Source organism: Acinetobacter sp. YQ_14 (assembly GCF_043102985.1).
GTDB lineage: Bacteria > Pseudomonadota > Gammaproteobacteria > Pseudomonadales > Moraxellaceae > Acinetobacter > Acinetobacter venetianus.
The window spans coordinates 278,252-295,217 of the sequence record NZ_JBICJJ010000023.1 but is presented as its reverse complement, the minus strand read 5'-3'; the positions used below and the strand labels follow the sequence as shown (position 1 = coordinate 295,217).

Genomic DNA, 16,966 nt, shown 5'->3' with positions numbered 1-16,966 from the left:
TAGAGCTATACGATGATTGTGAACCCCATTAAACGCCGTCCAACACGTAAAATTCGTGTTGGTTCTGTGTATGTCGGTGGTGATGCGCCGATTAGTGTTCAAAGTATGACGAATACTGAGACTTGTGATGTTGATGCAACTGTTGCTCAAATCCAACGTTGCGTAGATGCTGGTGCAGACATCATGCGTGTTTCAGTTCCATCAATGGAAGCCGCTGAAGCATTTGGTGCGATTCGTAAACGCGTTTCTGTGCCTTTAGTTGCTGATATTCACTTTGATCATCGTATTGCATTGGCAGTTGCTGATTACGGTGCAGATTGTTTGCGGATTAACCCAGGTAATATTGGATCGGATCAAAAAGTTCGAGAGGTTGTTGCCGCAGCTAAACATCATGGTATTTCAATCCGTATTGGTGTGAATGCAGGCTCTTTGGAAAAAGATTTGCAAGTCAAATACGGTGAGCCAACGGGTCAAGCTTTGCTTGAATCTGCAATGCGCCATATTGATATTTTGGATCGTTTAGATTTCCATGAGTTTAAAGTCAGTGTAAAAGCATCGAATGTGTTTTTGACCATGGATGCTTATCGTTTACTTTCTCAGCAAATTGACAATCCATTGCATTTGGGTGTGACTGAGGCAGGTATTTATCGTACAGGTACAGTGAAGTCAGCAATCGCCTTGGGTGGTCTGTTGATGGAAGGTATTGGTGATACCATGCGTATTTCGCTTGCAGCTGAGCCTGAAGATGAAATTAAAATCGGTTTCGATATTTTAAAATCTTTGGGTTTGCGTTCAAATGGCATTAACTTTATTGCTTGTCCAAGTTGCTCACGTCAGGAATTCAATGTAATTCAGGTGATGCAGGCTTTAGAAGAGCGTTTAGAAGATGTGCGGACACCGATGGATGTGTCTGTCATCGGGTGTAAAGTGAATGGCCCGGGTGAAGCAAAAGAAGCGGATATCGGGGTGGTGGGTGCTGCTCCACGTTCACTTGTGTATCGTAATGGCGAGAAAAGTCATTTAATTGATACAAATCAGTTGGTTGATGAAATTGAAACAATGGTTCGTCAACGTGTTCAAGAGCTTGAAGAAGCAAAATCTAAAGAAATTATTCGTAGTTCATCATGAGTTCAATCGTCGCTATCAAAGGTTTTAATGACATCCTTCCATCGCAAACTGCGGCTTGGAGAAGTCTGGAACAACAACTTGCATCATTGATGGATGCTTATGGTTATCAACAAATCCGTTTGCCAATCGTTGAGCAAACTGGATTATTCAAGCGTGCTATTGGTGATGCAACCGATATTGTTGAAAAAGAGATGTATACCTTTTTTGACAAAGGGACACCGCCTGAATCACTGACTTTGCGTCCTGAAGGAACTGCGGGTTGTGTGCGTGCGATGTTGGAACATAACCTATTACGTGGTGCAACACCGCGTGTTTGGTATGTTGGGCCAATGTTCCGCTATGAAAAGCCTCAAAAAGGTCGTTATCGTCAATTCCACCAGTTTGGTGTGGAAACCTTTGGTGTGGCAACGCCTGATATTGATGCTGAAATCATTCTGATGACCGCTCGTTTGTGGAAACGTATGGGTGTTGCAGCGAATGTTCGTCTTGAACTGAATACTCTGGGTGAAACAGATGAGCGTGCAGAATATCGTGCTGCATTAGTCGAGTTCTTAAATCAGCACAAAGATGCATTAGATGAAGATTCTCAACGCCGTTTAACCACCAATCCTTTGCGTATTTTGGATTCTAAAAGTGAGTTTACGCAAAAGATTTTGGAAAATGCGCCGAAATTGCACGATTTCTTAAAAGAAGATTCTCTCAGCCACTTCCAACAACTACAGCAGTATTTAACCGATGCTGGTGTCGAGTTCGTGATTAATCAAAAACTTGTTCGCGGGCTTGATTATTACAATAAAACGGTATTTGAATGGACCACAACCATGTTGGGTTCTCAAGGCACTGTTTGTGCTGGCGGTCGATATGATGGCTTAGTTGGTCAGTTGAAAGGTAAAGCTGATCAATCAGTTCCAGCGGTTGGTTTTGCGATGGGGATGGAGCGTTTATTGCTTCTACTTGAGCAAGTTGAACAAGCAAAAGTTGTTCGTGATTGTGAAGTTTTCTTAGTAGCTGAACCAGCTTATCAATCGAAAGCTTTGGTATTAGCTGAACAAATTCGTGATCAGCTTGAAGCAGTGAATAGTTCGATTCGATTCAAAATGGGTTCACAGGGCAGCATGAAAAGCCAAATGAAAAAGGCTGATCAATCTGGTGCGGTTTTCGCTGTGATCTTGGGTGAGCGTGAATGGGAATCTCAACAGCTATTGGTAAAAGAGCTTGCAACAGCAGAACAGTCTCAAGTGGCATTGAATGAGCTGACAGCATTTTTTATCGAAAAATTTAAACAATAAATTGCACAATATCTAGGAAAAGGACAATCACATGAGTTTAAGTGATGAAGAACAACTCGACCAGTTAAAGTCGTTTGCCAAAAAATATGGTTCTGCAATTATTAGCGGAATTCTCATTGCCTTGATTGCCTTTTTCGGATGGGAATATTGGCAAAAGAAGAATCTTACTGAAGCTCAAAGTCAAACGGCCAAAGTGCAAAAGTTAATGGACGAAGCAAAAGCTGCCTCAAGTCAGCCGAACGCTTTTGCAACATTATCTGAAGCCGCAGATAAAATTGTGAAAGAAGATCCTGATTCAGTTCAAGCGATCCAAACACAATTTATTTTGGCTAAAGTTGCGTATGATAAGCAAGATTATGCTGCTGCTGAGAAAGCATTAAAAAAAGTTGAAAACTCAAAAATTAAAGATGCTGGTCTGTTACAGATTGTCAAACTTCGTTTGGCTGATGCTCAGTTAGCACAAAAGAAATATGATGATGCTTTAAAAACTTTGACAGCGGTGACTGAGCCATCATTCAAAGCAACAGCCGATGAACTTCGTGGTGATATTTATGTTGCTAAGAAAGACAATGAATCTGCTCGTAAAGCGTATCAAAGTGCATGGGATGATCTCGTTAAGCGTAAACAAGAACGTCAGCTTTTACAAATTAAACTCGAAAGTGTCGGCGTTTTAGTAGATGATCCTGAAATCGATAGCCCGATTGTAGATACCAAAGTGGATGAGTCTTAATGCAGAATAAACTAAAACTACCTTTGGCGATTGCAATTGCTTCAGCTTTATTGGTTGGATGTTCGAGCAATAAAGTAAAAGAAGCAAAACCAAATCCATTGCCAAAAATCACGCAACAACAAAATTTAAACCTCGTATTTTCTCAAAGCGTTTCCTCAACGAACGCTGCTGAAGCTTTACGCTTACAGCTAGATACGGATAACGGTGTGATTTTTGCTATTGATCCAGATGGTCAGGTTTCTGCGTATCAGGGTAAACAGCGTCTTTGGAAAAGTAAAATCACGAAACAAGAACTGACGGCTGGTGTTGAGGCTGGTGAAGGTGTTGTTGTTATCGGTAACCGTAAAGGGCAGCTTTTTGCTTTAGATCAAGCTACTGGTGAACAAAAGTGGACGACACAGCTATCAGGTGCGATTTTATCACCTTCATTGATTGAGTCAGGTCGTGTTATCACACTTGCCAATGACGGTACTGTATTTGCGCATGACGTGGTCACTGGACAGCAAGTTTGGGCATATAAGCTTCCAAATGTTCAGTTTAGCTTACGTGGACAGCCAGCACCCGTTGCATTAGATGAGCGTACAGTGTTAGTCGCTTCTGCAAATGCTTATATCTATGCTTTAGATATCATCAGTGGTGTACCTCGCTTCCAACGCCGTGTTGCAATTAGTGATGGCCGTTCTGATATTCAGCGATTGATTGATATCGTGGGTGATCCTGTTGTTGCTGGTCAGTTCTTGGTGACAACAAGCTTCCAAGGTCAAGTAACAGTAACCGATTTAGCTTCACAACGTGTAGTGTGGAGTGAAGATGCAAGCAGTACAAATCGACCTGAAGTTGCTGATGACAAAGTATTTGTATCAACAGTTGATGGTAAGCTGAATGCATATAACCTTACTACGGGTGAACTACTTTGGCAAAATGAAGAGTTATTAAACCGTAAGTTAAGCAATCCAGTCATGCTTGGTCAAAACCTTGTAGTAGGCGATTTGGATGGAGTGATTCACCTTATTGATCCGACAACAGGTAAGTTGGTTGGTCGTGCAAAAACTAGCGGTGAAGTGCAAACCTTACGTGTGATTGATAATCAACTTTATGTGTCGACTCGAAAAGGTGCATTAAGCATTTGGCAGAATCGTTAATTTTACCTTCTCTTGTGGTAAAATATTCGATTAGCTATGGCTAACAAAAGAATGATCGGGGTATTTGTTTAGACAAAACCCCGAATTTTTATTGTGATCTGTGATCACCAAAATCTTCCATACTATTTCTGATACGATGTCATCTAGCGTGGCTCGTCTGAATTAAGGTTAATTTATGAAACCCGTTATTGCGCTCATTGGTCGTCCAAACGTCGGAAAATCAACGCTATTTAACCAAATCACAAAAAGTCGTGATGCTTTGGTTGCTGACTTCGCTGGTTTAACTCGTGACCGCAAATATGGTGACGCGGTTTATCAAAATAAATCTTTTATCGTTGTTGACACTGGTGGTATCGGTGAGAGCGAAGGCGGTATTGATTCGTACATGGCTGAGCAGTCAAAAACAGCGATTCATGAAGCAGATATTATCGTTTTTGTTGTCGATGCTCGCGCAGGTTTATTGGCTTCAGATGAGCAAATTGCACGTGAACTTCGTACATTAGGCAAGAAAGTATATTTAGTTGCAAACAAAGTAGATGGTGTTCACGCTGAAGCTGCCTTAGTCGAGTTCTATAAACTTGGTATGGGTGAGCCAATGCAGGTTGCTGCGAGCCACGGGCGTGGTGTACAGCAAATGCTTGAAGAAGTATTAGCTGAGGTTCCAGAAGATGAAAACCCAGATGAACATAATAAAAATACAGGTTTACGCTTAGCGATTATTGGTCGTCCTAACGTAGGTAAATCAACCTTAGTCAACCGTTTACTTGGTGAAGAACGTGTGGTTGCATTTGACCAACCTGGTACAACCCGTGACTCAATTTATATTCCTTATGAGCGTGATGGTCGTCAATATACATTGATTGATACTGCGGGTGTTCGTCGTAAAGGTAAGGTCGATGAAATGATCGAGAAATTCTCGATCGTTAAAACACTACAAGCAATGAAAGATGCGCATGTCGTTGTGGTGGTGGTTGACGCTCGTGAAGGTATTGTTGAGCAAGATTTACATTTGATTGGCTACGCGCTTGAAGCAGGGCGTGCCATGGTGATTGCGATCAACAAATGGGACAACATGACCGAGTATGATCGTAAGCAATGTAAACTTGATGTGGAACGTCGTTTTGACTTTATTCCATGGGCGAAAATCCATTTGATTTCGGCATTACATGGTACGGGTGTGGGCGAGCTTTATCCATCGATTCACCGTGCTTATGAATCTGCAAATCTAAAAGTTTCTCCTGCGAAACTGACTCAGATTTTAAGTGATGCGACGGAGGCTCACCAGCCACCAATGATCAGTGGCCGTCGTATTAAAATGCGTTATGCGCATATGGGCGGACAAAATCCACCAACCATCGTAATTCACGGCAACAAGGTCGATAAGACTCCAGCGGATTATCGTCGTTATTTAGAAAATGTATTCCGTAAAGTGTATAAGCTTGAGGGCACACCAGTCCGTATTGACTTTAAAACGTCAGAAAACCCATTTGAAGGACGTAAGTCACAAGTGGATGAACGCGTTGCTGCACGTAAGCGTCGTTATGTTCAGAAATTTAAAAAAGCAGAAAAGAAATACAAGCGTTAAGCTAATCTTGAAGCAAAAAGCCCAAACTCTGCTTTGGGCTTTTTAATTGCGCTTTTTTAGATGAATAGTATTAATTAATAATGCATTTATTTGTTAAGTTTAATTTCATAATTTATATCAACATTGTGGTTTTTTAATATATTGTTGATTTAAGTATTTGATATATATGTAAAATAATTTTTTGTTAAATTTCGTACTAATGCTATAATGCCACCGCTCAAAATCCTTGTTTTAATGTTTTTTAATATATTTGGATTCAAAATTGAATGTTTAAGTTACATCTAACGGAACCGACATTGACTTATGCACAGCAAGATTATGCTGCGCTTAGTGCTGTTCCTGCAATGCAACGTCGACGTTTATCTCCATTGGCGAAAATAGCTTTAAATAGTGCTTTGAATGCTTTAGATGGCTGTCGGGTAGACTATATTGTTTGGGCTTCAAAATATGGTGATGAACAAAAAACATTGGATATTCTACAAGATGTATTACAAGGTCAAACGCCATCACCAACACAATTTTCAACTTCTGTCCATAATGCTATTGCAGGCTTGTATTCTATTTTATGCCAAGATGATACGCCTTCAACAAGTTTGAGTTGTGAATGGACAGAAGCCTTAATAGAAGCCTATGCCGTGTTGAAATCATCACCTGAAATACAGCGTGTTTTAGTCGTGTCCTATGATCAAGCTTTACCCAATGTTTATTGTGATGCCTATGATTTTCCTGCATATGCTTTAGCATGCGTAGTTAGCCTTGAAACTCCCAATTTAGAAATCATTGACTTATCTAATCCTGATTTAATAGAGAGTTTAGCGTTTTACAAATTTTGGCAATCTGAAAATATTCCACAGTCTAGAGTGAGATGGAAAAAATGCTAAAAGCCAATAAAATCAATAAAAAAGCTAATTATGCGTGGCGTGTTGCTGCAACAGGTTTCAGTTTTGCAAGTTTTGGTGCAGGCGGACTAGGGATCGCAACAGTTGTTGCTCCACTTGTAAATTTAACAAGTCGTAATTCAGAGACTCGTCAACAGCGTGCGCAGCAGGTGATTCGATATAGTTTTAAAGGCTTCACTGAAATGATGGTCAAATTAGGAATTATGACCTATTCAATTGAGGGTTTAGAAAAGCTAGAAAATAGTCGTCAAGAATTAGTTATTGCAAATCATCCGACATTAATTGATGTGGTTGTAATGATCGGATTGATGCAGCAGGCCAATTGTGTTGTTAAACAGTCTTTGTGGTCTAATCCGTTTACTAGAGGTGCTGTACGTAGTGCTGGTTACATTCTAAATGCAGGGTCACAGCAGTTCATTGATGATTGTGTCGAGCGTTTAAAAGAAGAAAATGCGGCGTCATTATTGATCTTTCCTGAAGGAACTAGGACTGAAAAAGGTGAGTGTTTGAATGAGTTTCAACGCGGCGCAGCAAATATTGCAATTCGAGCCAATGTGCCGATTCGCCCTGTTTTGATAAGTTGTACACCGTCTACCTTAACTAAAAATGAAAAATGGTATCATGTGCCGTCACAGCCTTTTCATATTGAAATTAAGGTGCTGGATGCAATTGAAGTTAAAGATATTTTAGTTGATTCAGAAATTTCACCTAAGCAGGTGCGCCAGTTGAATCAGAGTTTTTATCAAATTTTTAAAGATGAGTTGTCGAAAAATGAGCAATCTTGCTGATGAATTAAAACAAATGATTATTGATGTTCTCGTACTTGAGGATATCAGCATCAGTGATATTGAAACCGATGCACCACTTTTCGGAGAAGGCTTAGGTTTAGACTCTATTGATGCCTTGGAGTTAGGTCTTGCATTGAAAAAGCGTTATAACATTCATTTGAATGCAGAATCAGACGAAACTAAACAACATTTTAAATCAATTCAAAGCTTGGTTGCTTTGGTTGAAGCACAGCAAGCAGTTTAAGGAGTAGATCAATGTTAACCCAAGAACATGTGCTGGCTAAATTAAGAGAATGGATGCAGGATCTATTTGAAATTGAACCTGATGATATTCAGCTTGATTCAAATTTATATGAAGATTTAGATGTTGATAGTATTGATGCAGTTGATTTAGTGGTAAAAATTAAAGAGTTGACTGGCAAACAAGTTAAACCAGAAGACTTTAAAGCGGTTAGAACAGTGCAAGATGTTGTCGTTGTTATCCAGAATATGACTGCTGAATGAAACATCTTTTTAGAGGGATACTGATCACATTTTTTGTGCTCTATCCCTTTATTGTTGGTTGGAGCTTGTCTCACGGACAATTTGTTTGGGTGAGTGGGTTATTGGTCATCTTAGGTATCGTCCGACTTATTAGCGCAAAAAAAGATTTAATGTTACCGCTCACAGGCTTAGCGATTATCTGCGGTGGGCTAAGTCTAATTTTACAAAATCATGCTTGGTTAAAGCTTTACCCTGTTGGGATGAGTTTAGGCGCACTATTTATCTTTGCTTTAACATTATATAAGCCACCTTCGATGATCGAACGCTTTGCGCGGTTAGTTGAGCCAGATTTACCCGAATCAGGGGTAGAGTGGACGCGTAAAGTGACAATCGTTTGGTGCATATTTTTTATTTTTAATGCGTCAATTGCTTTGGCGACGGTATTTGCCCCAACACAAATTTGGGTCATTTATAATGGCTTTGTTTCTTATGTTTTGATGGGGCTTTTGTTTCTCGCTGAGTTTATTTTACGGAAACGCCATCAACGTTTAAATCAGACAAATTCTTAAATGGTTCTGGGTAATGATTGCACCTATTTATTTTTATAATGATTTTAATTTAGCTAAAACTTTTTGTATTACATCTGAGTTGCAAGATATTTCCTATGCAGTTTTTTGGCAAGATGTTATTAAACAATCAACTGAAATTAAACGTTTAGAGCAACAGACGTGGGCACTATGGGAACAAGATAGTTACGAGTTTATTGTGCTTTTATTTGCGGGCTTACTCGCAAATAAAACAATACTCTTACCTCCAAATCGTGTGAGAGATTTGGAACAAAAGTTTGAGCAAGACAATATTTATTTTTTATCAAGACAAACTTTATCCACATCTGAACATTTGATAGATCATTCAAGCTTACTTGAGCTATGTAATGAAGAGTTTTTAAGTCGCACAAAAATGATTTTTTACACGTCAGGTTCTACTGGCGAGCCGAAAAAGATCGAACGAACTTTAATACAGCTGTTAAATGAAGTTAGGGGCTTAGCTGAAAGTTTTGAGCTTGATGAACAATGCGTGGCGATTGCGACCGTGAGTCATCAACATATTTATGGGTTACTGTTTAAATTATTACTGCCATTGGCGACACAGCGTTGTTTCTACAATCCACAATTGGCTTTCCCTGAAGATGTGATTCACGCCCAAGATTGTTTAGCTCAGCGAGCGTTGGCGAATTATGTAATTTCTAGCCCAGCTTTGCTCAAACGTTGGACCAAAGATCTGCTATTAAAACAATCTGAAGTGATCTTTAGTTCTGGTGGAAAGCTTGATGTAGGTGTCCGAAATCATCTTAATGTGGCAATTGTTGAAGTTTTAGGGAGTTCTGAGACAGGCGGAATCGCTCATCGTTGCGAAGATCATGCTGCTTGGACTGCTTTTAATAATGTCGAGATTCAGATCTCAGCACAAAGTCAATTAATGGTGATGAGTAATCATGCGAGTGAACAAGGATGGATTGTTACAGGGGATGCTGCTGAATGGAGTGACGTGTCTCAGAAGCAGTTTAATTTATTAGGGCGTTTGGATCGCATTATAAAGCTTGAAGAAAAACGTTTGAGTTTGGACGCGATTGAACAAAGTATTAATCTGTTGAGTGAGGTTGAGCAAAATCATACGTTATTACTCGATCATCATAATCGTCAGATGCTAGGTTGTATTGTGGTTTTGAGCGTAGAAGCACAACAACAGTTGCGCGATATGGGTAAAGCTGCTTTTATAAAACAGCTCAAACAACAACTTCAGTTTCAACTTGAATCAATTGCAATTCCTCGACAGTGGCGTTTTTTAAGTCAAATTCCACAAAATGCTCAATCAAAAATCAATAAAAATTATCTGAAGGCATTATTCTCAGTGATGTTAGAACCCGTTATTTTGTCTCAGTGGCAAGAGCAAGACAGTGAATATTTGAGTCTAGAGTTTCCTCCTGAGCTTGAATGCTTTAAAGGGCACTTCCCACATCAACCCATTTACCCTGGGGTAGGGCAAATCAGTTTTATTCAAAAGTTTGCAAAAGATATTTGGCCAGACTTAATTTGGTGTCAGGGTTTTGAGCAATTAAAGTTTCAGAATTTGATTCGACCCTATACGGTCGTAAAGCTCAAATTAAGCCGCAAAGAGCGTAAAGTAAGTTTTGAGATGACAACAGAACAAGCGACACTTGCATCTGGACGTCTGCTGTTTGCTGTTGATGGGTTATAGGATTTCAGGCATGTTGAAATATAGTATTGTTATTCCAGTATATAATCATCCGCATTATTTAGCTGATTTGGTGCATCATCTCGAACAGTTTCAGTATCCGATTATTCTTGTAAATGATGGTAGTAATGCTGAATGTACGTTAATTTTACGTCAATTAGAACAACAAAATGAGTTGGTTTACTTAGTTGAACATGAGGTGAATCAGGGCAAAGGTCAAGCGGTGATCACGGGTCTACGTTATGCTGCCCAGATTGGAATGACACATGCTTTACAACTTGATGCAGATGGACAACATCATTGGGATGATGTGGCAAAGTTTTTCCAAATATCGCAACAACAGCCTCAAGCAATGGTCATTGGTCAGCCGATTTTCGATGCTTCTGTTCCTAAAAAACGCTTATACGGACGATATGCAACTCATATTTGGGTCTGGCTAAATAGTCTATCTTTTGAAATTAAAGACAGCATGTGTGGTTTTAGAATTTATCCGCTAAACAAAACTATTCCGATTTTGGATAAAGCAAGATTCCAACCGAGAATGGGCTTTGATAGTGAGATTCTAGTGCGCTTAAAATGGGACAATACACCGTTCATTAATGTTCCTACACCTGTGATTTATCCAGAACATGGCGTCTCACATTTTGATGTATGGCGCGATAATATTGGGTTAAGTAAAGCACATGCGACGCTCTTTGCGGGGATGCTCATTCGATTTCCTAAACTCATTTGGCAAAAAGTTAAGGCTGACCAATGACGGATTCTCCGCAAAGCGCTAGTGACACTTGGCACGACATCAAAGAACGTGGTGGACTGTTGCCACTGATGTTAATGCTAGGGTTTTATCGTTGTGGTGGGCGCTGGTTATGTCGGATTGTGCTGTACTTTATTATCATGTGGTATTGGTTATTCGCTGTAACTGCTCGTCAGGCATCATTACAATATTTACAGCGTTTACATCGCTTTGCAGGCACTCAGTCGCCATTTCAGACACAGCCTACATGGACTAATAGTTATACGCATTTCATGCAATTTGGCGAGTGTATTCTCGATAAAATTGAGGGCTGGCTAGGGCATATTCCTGAACAAAGATTACAATTGTTTGGTCATGAACATTTTCAACAGCACTATCAAAAAGGGACGATTATTATCGTTTCACACTTTGGTAATATTGAGTTGTTGCGTGCCATGAAGTCCGAGCATCCGCAGAAGATTAATGTTTTGGTTTATCAAAAACATGCTTCGCAATTTAATCAGTTTTTAAAAAAAATTAATGATAAAGCGGATGTAAATTTAATCTCTGTGGATGAGTTAGGGATCGAAACAGCAATCCTGTTACAAGAAAAAATGCAGCAGGGCGAATGGGTGATCGTGGCGGCAGATCGAGTTCCTGTACAGTCTGATCGTGTACAGAACGTTGAATTCTTGGGTGAGACAGCGACTTTGCCACAAGGGGCATGGATCTTGGCCAATCTATTAAAAGTGCCAGTCTTGGCTGTATTTTGCTATCGTGTGCAGCAAAATTTCCAAGTGCATATTCATCATATTTCTGATCAGGTTGATTTACCAAGAAAAAATCGTTTGAGTGGTATGCAGCAAGTAACACAACTATATATTGCCTGTTTAGAGCAACATTGCCTACGTGCGCCGTATCAATGGTTTAATTTTTATCAGTTTTGGACAAAATAACGTGAATGCAAGTCAAATTGAAGCAATGGTCAAACCGACGCTCGTTGTCGGTGAACAGGCACTGAGTATTGAAGATGTTGTTGCTGTGGCTCGACAAGAATATCAAGTGGTATTGCCTGAAAGTACAGCATGGCGTGATTTGATTCAGCGTGGTGCGGACTTCCTAGATCAGTTGTTACTAGATGAAGGTGTGATTTATGGCGTGACCACGGGCTATGGAGATTCCTGTCTGGTAGAAATCCCAATGCATCAAGTCAATGAGCTACCATTACATTTATCGCGTTTCCACGGCTGTGGTTTGGGTGAGAACCTTGACTTGATTACTGCTCGTGCGGTTGTAGTAACACGATTGTGTTCGTTGGCGCGTGGTTACTCTGGTGTTTCATTGACATTGTTAGAACGTTTGGTCTGGATGCTGAATGAAAATATCATTCCTGTGATTCCATCTGAGGGTTCTGTTGGTGCAAGTGGTGATTTGACCCCTCTATCCTATATTGCTGGTGCATTGGTTGGCGAGCGTGATGTCTACGCTCAGGGGCAGATTGTACCGATTGCGCAGGTTTATGCAGAAAAAGCATTACAGCCAATCACGTTACGCCCTAAAGAGGGTTTGGCATTGATGAATGGTACAGCAGTCATGACAGCTATTGCTTGTTTAAACTATAAAAAAGCGGAACAAATTGCACTGGCCAGTACCTTGGTGACAGCTTTAAATGTGTTGGCATTAGAGGGTAATCCGAGTCATTTTGATGAAGTTTTATTTGCTCAGAAACCACATCAAGGGCAACAGCAAATTGCACAGCACTTGCGTGAATGGTTGAATAGTGAAGTTCAAACTGCACACCAAAGTCCGCGTTTACAAGATCGTTATTCTTTACGTTGTGCTCCTCATATTGTTGGGGTATTTGAAGATTCTAAAACATGGCTACGTCAATTTATTGAGAATGAATTGAATTCGAGTAATGACAATCCGTTGATTGACCCTGTGAATCTACGTGTATTACATGGGGGGCATTTTTATGGTGGGCATATTGCTCAAGCTATGGATAGCTTAAAGATTATGATCGCCAATATTGCTGATCTAATGGATCGCCAAATTGCTCAGTTAGTTGACCATAAAATGAATCATGGATTAGCACGTAATTTAACTGGTGCGACTACAGAGCGTTTGCCTCTGAATCATGGTTTTAAAGCGGTTCAGATTGGTGTTTCGGCTTGGACTGCTGAAGCTTTGAAACAAACCTTGGCAGCCTCTATTTTCTCTCGCTCAACAGAATGTCATAACCAAGATAAAGTCAGTATGGGAACGATTGCAGCGCGTGATGCGACACGTGTGATTACCTTGACGCAACAAGTGCTTGCTGCTTTGTGTTGTGCCAGTGTTCAAGCCATTCATTTAAAAGGGATGGTCACTGAGCTTAGCCCGACGTTAACAGCTTTTGTGGAGTGGACGTTACAAAGTTTTGCCTTGCTCGAAGAAGATCGACCGTTGCAAACTGAATTGCAACAAATCATTGATCGTTTCGACAACTTTGAACTGTTAAATCAGTTCCAAGTAAATGCTTAGGAGACGGGCATGCAAGCAGATGTAATCATTGAAATTCCATTCCATGATGTCGATACCATGAATGTGGTTTGGCATGGGCACTATTTGAAGTATTTCGAAATTGCACGTTGTAAGTTATTGGAGCAATTTGGATATAACTACAATCAAATGCGTGCATCGGGATATGCATGGCCTGTGATCGAAAGTCATGTCCGTTATGTACAAGGAATTGAATTTGAACAAAAGATCTGTGTACGTGCCATTCTAAAAGAATGGGAAAATCGCTTAAAGATTGAATATTTGATCTTTGATGCGACGACTGGACGACGTTTAACCAAAGGTTATACCACTCAAGTTGCTGTGAATATGGAAACACGAGAGATGTGTTTTCAGTCGCCACAGGTTTTATTTGATTGTTTAAATGCGTGGGATCAGTTTCAGGAGCGTGGCAATGCTTAAGATTTCGATTTTAAATGTCTTGACCTCGCTACGAAATAAAACCCAGCGAGTCATCCTACAAACACTATTATTCATATCTATACTGGGTCTCAGTGTTGTTGCTTCAGCCAATAATGAGCAAGTTTCGACGATTTTTAAGGAGTTATCCAAAAGCAATATTGTTCGTGCTGATTTTGAGCAACAAAAGAAGCTTGCCAGTTTAAATAAAACCTTTGTGTCTAATGGTTCACTAAGTTTTGTAAAAGCAAATGGTGTGCTATGGCAAATCAAGCGACCTGTTCAGGCCGATTTGATCGTGACTCAAAAAAAACTGGTTCAAAAAACCCAACGAACTTATAGTCAGATTCAAATTGATCAATCACCTTATAGTTCAGTAGCAACTTTGTTTTTACAGCTCATGTCGGGCGATGAAAAAGCTTTATCAAAGAATTTTAATGTCGTGTCAGCCAATTATAGTCCGTCAGGTTGGAACATTGCGCTCACACCAAAGTCATCATTATTTAAAAAGTTATTTGTACGTATTGATGCTCAAGGACAACAATATGTCGATAAGATTGTGATTCAAGAACAAGCCAAAAACAGCACAACAATTTTATTCCGAAATCAAACGACTCAACCCCATCAACTGACGGCTGCTGAAGATGCGCTTTTCCAATTGGCAAAATAAGTGTACTGCCATTTGGTTAGTGTTATTAACCGTTGTCGCACTGACACTAGCGATTGCATGGCTGAAAAAAGATATTCATATCCAAACCAATATCTTTGCGCTTTTACCAGAAACGCAGCAGAATCCAGAACTCGCGAAAACTCAGCAATATATGAGCGATCAGCTCAATCAAAAAGTATTTGTTGTCTTAGAAAGTAAGAATCAGCAGAGTTTAGAGCAAGCAACGCAGTTATTTGAAAAACAATTACAACAGAATGCATTGTGGAAACCTTTAAAGCTACAATTGGATCTAGAACAGTTTTCTAAACAGTTATATCTTCATCGTACTGGTTTACTCAGTCAGCAAGATCGTGAGTATTTACAGCAACAAGATTATCAGGCATTGACTGAACAAAGCTTGATGCAGTTGATGAGTGTAGGTATGCCGATCACCGCAGAATCCTTACAACAAGATCCTTTGATGTTGTTTCCTCGCTATATGTTGAATGTGGCAACGCAACAAGCGTCAGGCAATATTGAACTTGAACATGGTTTTGCCACGATTCATGATGATCAGCAGATTTCGCGTTTATTGGTACTAGAGCTAAAACAGAGCCCTTATAATATTGATTATCAAGAGCAAGTGACCGCATGGACTGAGCAAATACAGCAACAGCTTGCTACCTTGCAAGTAAAATCACATTGGACGGGGACGATTCTCTTTTCTAACTTTGGAACACAGTCCGCGAAACAAGAAATCTCAACGATTGGTTTTGGTTCAACAATAGGTCTGATTTTATTGGTTTGGTTTGGCTTTCGTTCATTCAGACCCTTGCTCACAGAGTTTATTGCAGTATCAACTGGAAGTTTACTGGCATTTGCCGTGACGCATTTGGTTTTTGGTGAAATCCATTTAATGACTTTAGTCTTTGGGGCGAGTCTGATAGGGGTTTGTGTCGACTTCTCTTTTTATTTTATGGCGATGCAATCACAGCATCGTCAGATGAATGGATTCCGAATCCTTAGACCATTGTTACCAAGTTTATTTATGGGTTTAATGACAACTGTCGTGGCCTATATTTTTCTAAGCTTTACTCCATTTCCTGCTTTTAGACAGATTGCAGTTTTCTCGATCGTTGGATTAGTTGCGGCATGGGTGACAAGCGTGTTGTTGTTGCCAAGGTTGCCTGCACTTAATGCACAACCTGCGATTCGTCATTTAGCTTGGATTGGGCAAGCGAGAGAATGGTTTCAGCAACATCATAAAGTACGATATGGCTTAATTTTTAGTGTAATTGTACTGGGTGGCTTGAGCTTATTGTTTTTACAGTCTAATGATGACATTCGTAACTTACAAAGTATGGATGCCAAACTCAAACAGCAAGACCAATACATTCGCTCACGCTTTGCCCAGCAGCAAAGTAGTGATTATTTTGTGGTTCATGGCAAAAGCAGTGCTGAGCTTGAACAACATGAAGCGAAGCTGATTCAGCAGTTACAAGCTTTAAAAAATCAGTCAAAACTGGAAAGTTTTCAGGCTTTAGGTCAATGGATTCCACCTTTAGCGCAGCAACAACACAATGTGCAGTTACTCCAACAGATACCTGAAGTGGCGCTGAGATCATATGCGACGAATTTAGGTTTAAACTTCTCTGATATATTACTTTGGCAGCAGCGACTAAAGCAGCAACCATTATTGAATGAACAAATTTTTCAGCAGCATCCATTAGCATTTCTGCAAGTCAGTCCGACAGAGCGGTTGGTGATGTTGAATGGGGTACAAGACAATACCGATTTACTTGCGCTGCAAAATGATGATGTCACCCTTCAGCAACCCGTCAGTGAATTATCTGCATTATTCAAACAGCATCGCATACAGGCGGAATCACTATTGATCTATGCCTTGTTGGGCCTAGCAATTATATTGGGATTGGTATACGGCAAGCGTTCAGTCATGCCGTTAGTTTTACCTGTGAGTTTGGCTTTGTTGAGCACCTTTGCTGTTCAGGCATGGATGGGAGTAGAAATTAATTTATTTAGCATCATGGGGACATTTTTAATCATTGGGATTGGCGTGGATTATGCGATTTTCTATCGACATGGGCATGATCATCCTCAAGTAGTTGGCATGGCATTATTTTTGTGTATGATGTCGACCCTATTGGGTTTTGGCTTGTTATCGTTGAGTCAAACTTATGCGATTCATTGCTTTGGGATTACGGTTTTACTGGGTGTAATTTTTTCATTTATTTACGCAACTTTATTAACACCATCTGATCAAGAACATATTGTGAATTTACAAGAGCATTAAAAGATTTTAATTTTT

The 16,966-nt window shown here is 40.0% G+C and carries 17 protein-coding genes; all 17 read left to right on the top strand.

Annotated features, from left to right (window positions below):
- Nucleotides 1-12 precede the first annotated feature (12 nt).
- The 17 genes from ispG (at nt 13) to ACF8D3_RS12840 (ending at nt 16,951) form a co-directional block, all read left to right on the top strand.
- A complete protein-coding gene (gene ispG / locus ACF8D3_RS12920; RefSeq protein ID WP_004877403.1) occupies nt 13-1,128 on the top strand; it encodes a flavodoxin-dependent (E)-4-hydroxy-3-methylbut-2-enyl-diphosphate synthase in 1,116 nt (371 codons plus the stop codon).
- Nucleotides 1,125-2,417, top strand: a complete 1,293-nt coding sequence (hisS, locus tag ACF8D3_RS12915; RefSeq protein WP_392471754.1) for a histidine--tRNA ligase — start codon at nt 1,125-1,127, stop codon at nt 2,415-2,417. Before ispG ends, hisS begins: the two co-directional genes overlap by 4 nt.
- A gap of 31 nt (nt 2,418-2,448) precedes the next feature.
- Complete coding sequence (locus tag ACF8D3_RS12910; protein WP_004877396.1) at nt 2,449-3,147, top strand: tetratricopeptide repeat protein; 699 nt, start codon at nt 2,449-2,451, stop codon at nt 3,145-3,147.
- Entirely contained in the window at nt 3,147-4,289 is a 1,143-nt protein-coding gene (gene bamB, locus ACF8D3_RS12905) for an outer membrane protein assembly factor BamB (protein ID WP_061516688.1), read from the top strand. Before ACF8D3_RS12910 ends, bamB begins: the two co-directional genes overlap by 1 nt.
- A gap of 175 nt (nt 4,290-4,464) precedes the next feature.
- Nucleotides 4,465-5,874: a ribosome biogenesis GTPase Der gene (gene der / locus ACF8D3_RS12900; RefSeq protein ID WP_004877392.1), complete on the top strand. Its 1,410-nt coding sequence runs from the start codon at nt 4,465-4,467 to the stop codon at nt 5,872-5,874.
- 266 nt (nt 5,875-6,140) lie between these two features.
- Nucleotides 6,141-6,755, top strand: a complete 615-nt coding sequence (locus ACF8D3_RS12895) for a beta-ketoacyl synthase chain length factor (protein WP_392471753.1) — start codon at nt 6,141-6,143, stop codon at nt 6,753-6,755.
- Nucleotides 6,740-7,561 carry a lysophospholipid acyltransferase family protein gene (locus ACF8D3_RS12890; protein ID WP_392471752.1) on the top strand — a complete coding sequence of 274 codons (822 nt, stop codon included), beginning with the start codon at nt 6,740-6,742 and terminating at the stop codon, nt 7,559-7,561. The genes ACF8D3_RS12895 and ACF8D3_RS12890 overlap by 16 nt, the downstream gene beginning before the upstream one ends.
- Nucleotides 7,545-7,805 carry a phosphopantetheine-binding protein gene (locus tag ACF8D3_RS12885; RefSeq protein ID WP_004877386.1) on the top strand — a complete coding sequence of 87 codons (261 nt, stop codon included), beginning with the start codon at nt 7,545-7,547 and terminating at the stop codon, nt 7,803-7,805. The genes ACF8D3_RS12890 and ACF8D3_RS12885 overlap by 17 nt, the downstream gene beginning before the upstream one ends.
- Nucleotides 7,806-7,816: 11 nt before the next feature.
- Nucleotides 7,817-8,065 (top strand): acyl carrier protein, encoded by a 249-nt coding sequence (locus ACF8D3_RS12880; RefSeq protein ID WP_004877385.1) that lies wholly within the window; start codon nt 7,817-7,819, stop codon nt 8,063-8,065.
- The gene (locus ACF8D3_RS12875; RefSeq protein WP_392471751.1) at nt 8,062-8,613 is read left to right on the top strand and encodes a Clp protease; all 552 of its coding nucleotides are present in this window, start codon (nt 8,062-8,064) and stop codon (nt 8,611-8,613) included. The genes ACF8D3_RS12880 and ACF8D3_RS12875 overlap by 4 nt, the downstream gene beginning before the upstream one ends.
- 13 nt (nt 8,614-8,626) lie before the next feature.
- On the top strand, nt 8,627-10,303 hold the full coding sequence (locus ACF8D3_RS12870; protein ID WP_392471750.1) for an AMP-binding protein: 1,677 nt from the start codon (nt 8,627-8,629) through the stop codon (nt 10,301-10,303).
- Nucleotides 10,304-10,313: 10 nt separating this feature from the next.
- Nucleotides 10,314-11,057, top strand: coding sequence for a glycosyltransferase family 2 protein (locus ACF8D3_RS12865; protein WP_061396800.1), 744 nt, complete (start codon nt 10,314-10,316; stop codon nt 11,055-11,057).
- The gene (locus ACF8D3_RS12860; RefSeq protein WP_392471748.1) at nt 11,054-11,989 is read left to right on the top strand and encodes an acyltransferase; all 936 of its coding nucleotides are present in this window, start codon (nt 11,054-11,056) and stop codon (nt 11,987-11,989) included. The genes ACF8D3_RS12865 and ACF8D3_RS12860 overlap by 4 nt, the downstream gene beginning before the upstream one ends.
- A gap of 25 nt (nt 11,990-12,014) precedes the next feature.
- Entirely contained in the window at nt 12,015-13,556 is a 1,542-nt protein-coding gene (hutH, locus tag ACF8D3_RS12855; RefSeq protein ID WP_392471777.1) for a histidine ammonia-lyase, read from the top strand.
- Between the two features lie 9 nt (nt 13,557-13,565).
- Entirely contained in the window at nt 13,566-13,994 is a 429-nt protein-coding gene (locus tag ACF8D3_RS12850; protein WP_392471747.1) for an acyl-CoA thioesterase, read from the top strand.
- A complete protein-coding gene (locus ACF8D3_RS12845; protein ID WP_392471746.1) occupies nt 13,987-14,661 on the top strand; it encodes an outer membrane lipoprotein carrier protein LolA in 675 nt (224 codons plus the stop codon). Before ACF8D3_RS12850 ends, ACF8D3_RS12845 begins: the two co-directional genes overlap by 8 nt.
- Nucleotides 14,636-16,951 carry an MMPL family transporter gene (locus tag ACF8D3_RS12840; RefSeq protein WP_392471745.1) on the top strand — a complete coding sequence of 772 codons (2,316 nt, stop codon included), beginning with the start codon at nt 14,636-14,638 and terminating at the stop codon, nt 16,949-16,951. The genes ACF8D3_RS12845 and ACF8D3_RS12840 overlap by 26 nt, the downstream gene beginning before the upstream one ends.
- The last annotated feature ends 15 nt before the right edge of the window (nt 16,952-16,966 follow it).

Coding starts and splice junctions, on each gene's coding strand:
- ispG (WP_004877403.1), top strand. CDS start 13: ATGATTGTGAACCCCATTAAACGCCGTCCAACACGTAAAATTCGTGTT.
- hisS (WP_392471754.1), top strand. CDS start 1,125: ATGAGTTCAATCGTCGCTATCAAAGGTTTTAATGACATCCTTCCATCG.
- ACF8D3_RS12910 (WP_004877396.1), top strand. CDS start 2,449: ATGAGTTTAAGTGATGAAGAACAACTCGACCAGTTAAAGTCGTTTGCC.
- bamB (WP_061516688.1), top strand. CDS start 3,147: ATGCAGAATAAACTAAAACTACCTTTGGCGATTGCAATTGCTTCAGCT.
- der (WP_004877392.1), top strand. CDS start 4,465: ATGAAACCCGTTATTGCGCTCATTGGTCGTCCAAACGTCGGAAAATCA.
- ACF8D3_RS12895 (WP_392471753.1), top strand. CDS start 6,141: ATGTTTAAGTTACATCTAACGGAACCGACATTGACTTATGCACAGCAA.
- ACF8D3_RS12890 (WP_392471752.1), top strand. CDS start 6,740: ATGGAAAAAATGCTAAAAGCCAATAAAATCAATAAAAAAGCTAATTAT.
- ACF8D3_RS12885 (WP_004877386.1), top strand. CDS start 7,545: ATGAGCAATCTTGCTGATGAATTAAAACAAATGATTATTGATGTTCTC.
- ACF8D3_RS12880 (WP_004877385.1), top strand. CDS start 7,817: ATGTTAACCCAAGAACATGTGCTGGCTAAATTAAGAGAATGGATGCAG.
- ACF8D3_RS12875 (WP_392471751.1), top strand. CDS start 8,062: ATGAAACATCTTTTTAGAGGGATACTGATCACATTTTTTGTGCTCTAT.
- ACF8D3_RS12870 (WP_392471750.1), top strand. CDS start 8,627: ATGATTGCACCTATTTATTTTTATAATGATTTTAATTTAGCTAAAACT.
- ACF8D3_RS12865 (WP_061396800.1), top strand. CDS start 10,314: ATGTTGAAATATAGTATTGTTATTCCAGTATATAATCATCCGCATTAT.
- ACF8D3_RS12860 (WP_392471748.1), top strand. CDS start 11,054: ATGACGGATTCTCCGCAAAGCGCTAGTGACACTTGGCACGACATCAAA.
- hutH (WP_392471777.1), top strand. CDS start 12,015: ATGGTCAAACCGACGCTCGTTGTCGGTGAACAGGCACTGAGTATTGAA.
- ACF8D3_RS12850 (WP_392471747.1), top strand. CDS start 13,566: ATGCAAGCAGATGTAATCATTGAAATTCCATTCCATGATGTCGATACC.
- ACF8D3_RS12845 (WP_392471746.1), top strand. CDS start 13,987: ATGCTTAAGATTTCGATTTTAAATGTCTTGACCTCGCTACGAAATAAA.
- ACF8D3_RS12840 (WP_392471745.1), top strand. CDS start 14,636: ATGCGCTTTTCCAATTGGCAAAATAAGTGTACTGCCATTTGGTTAGTG.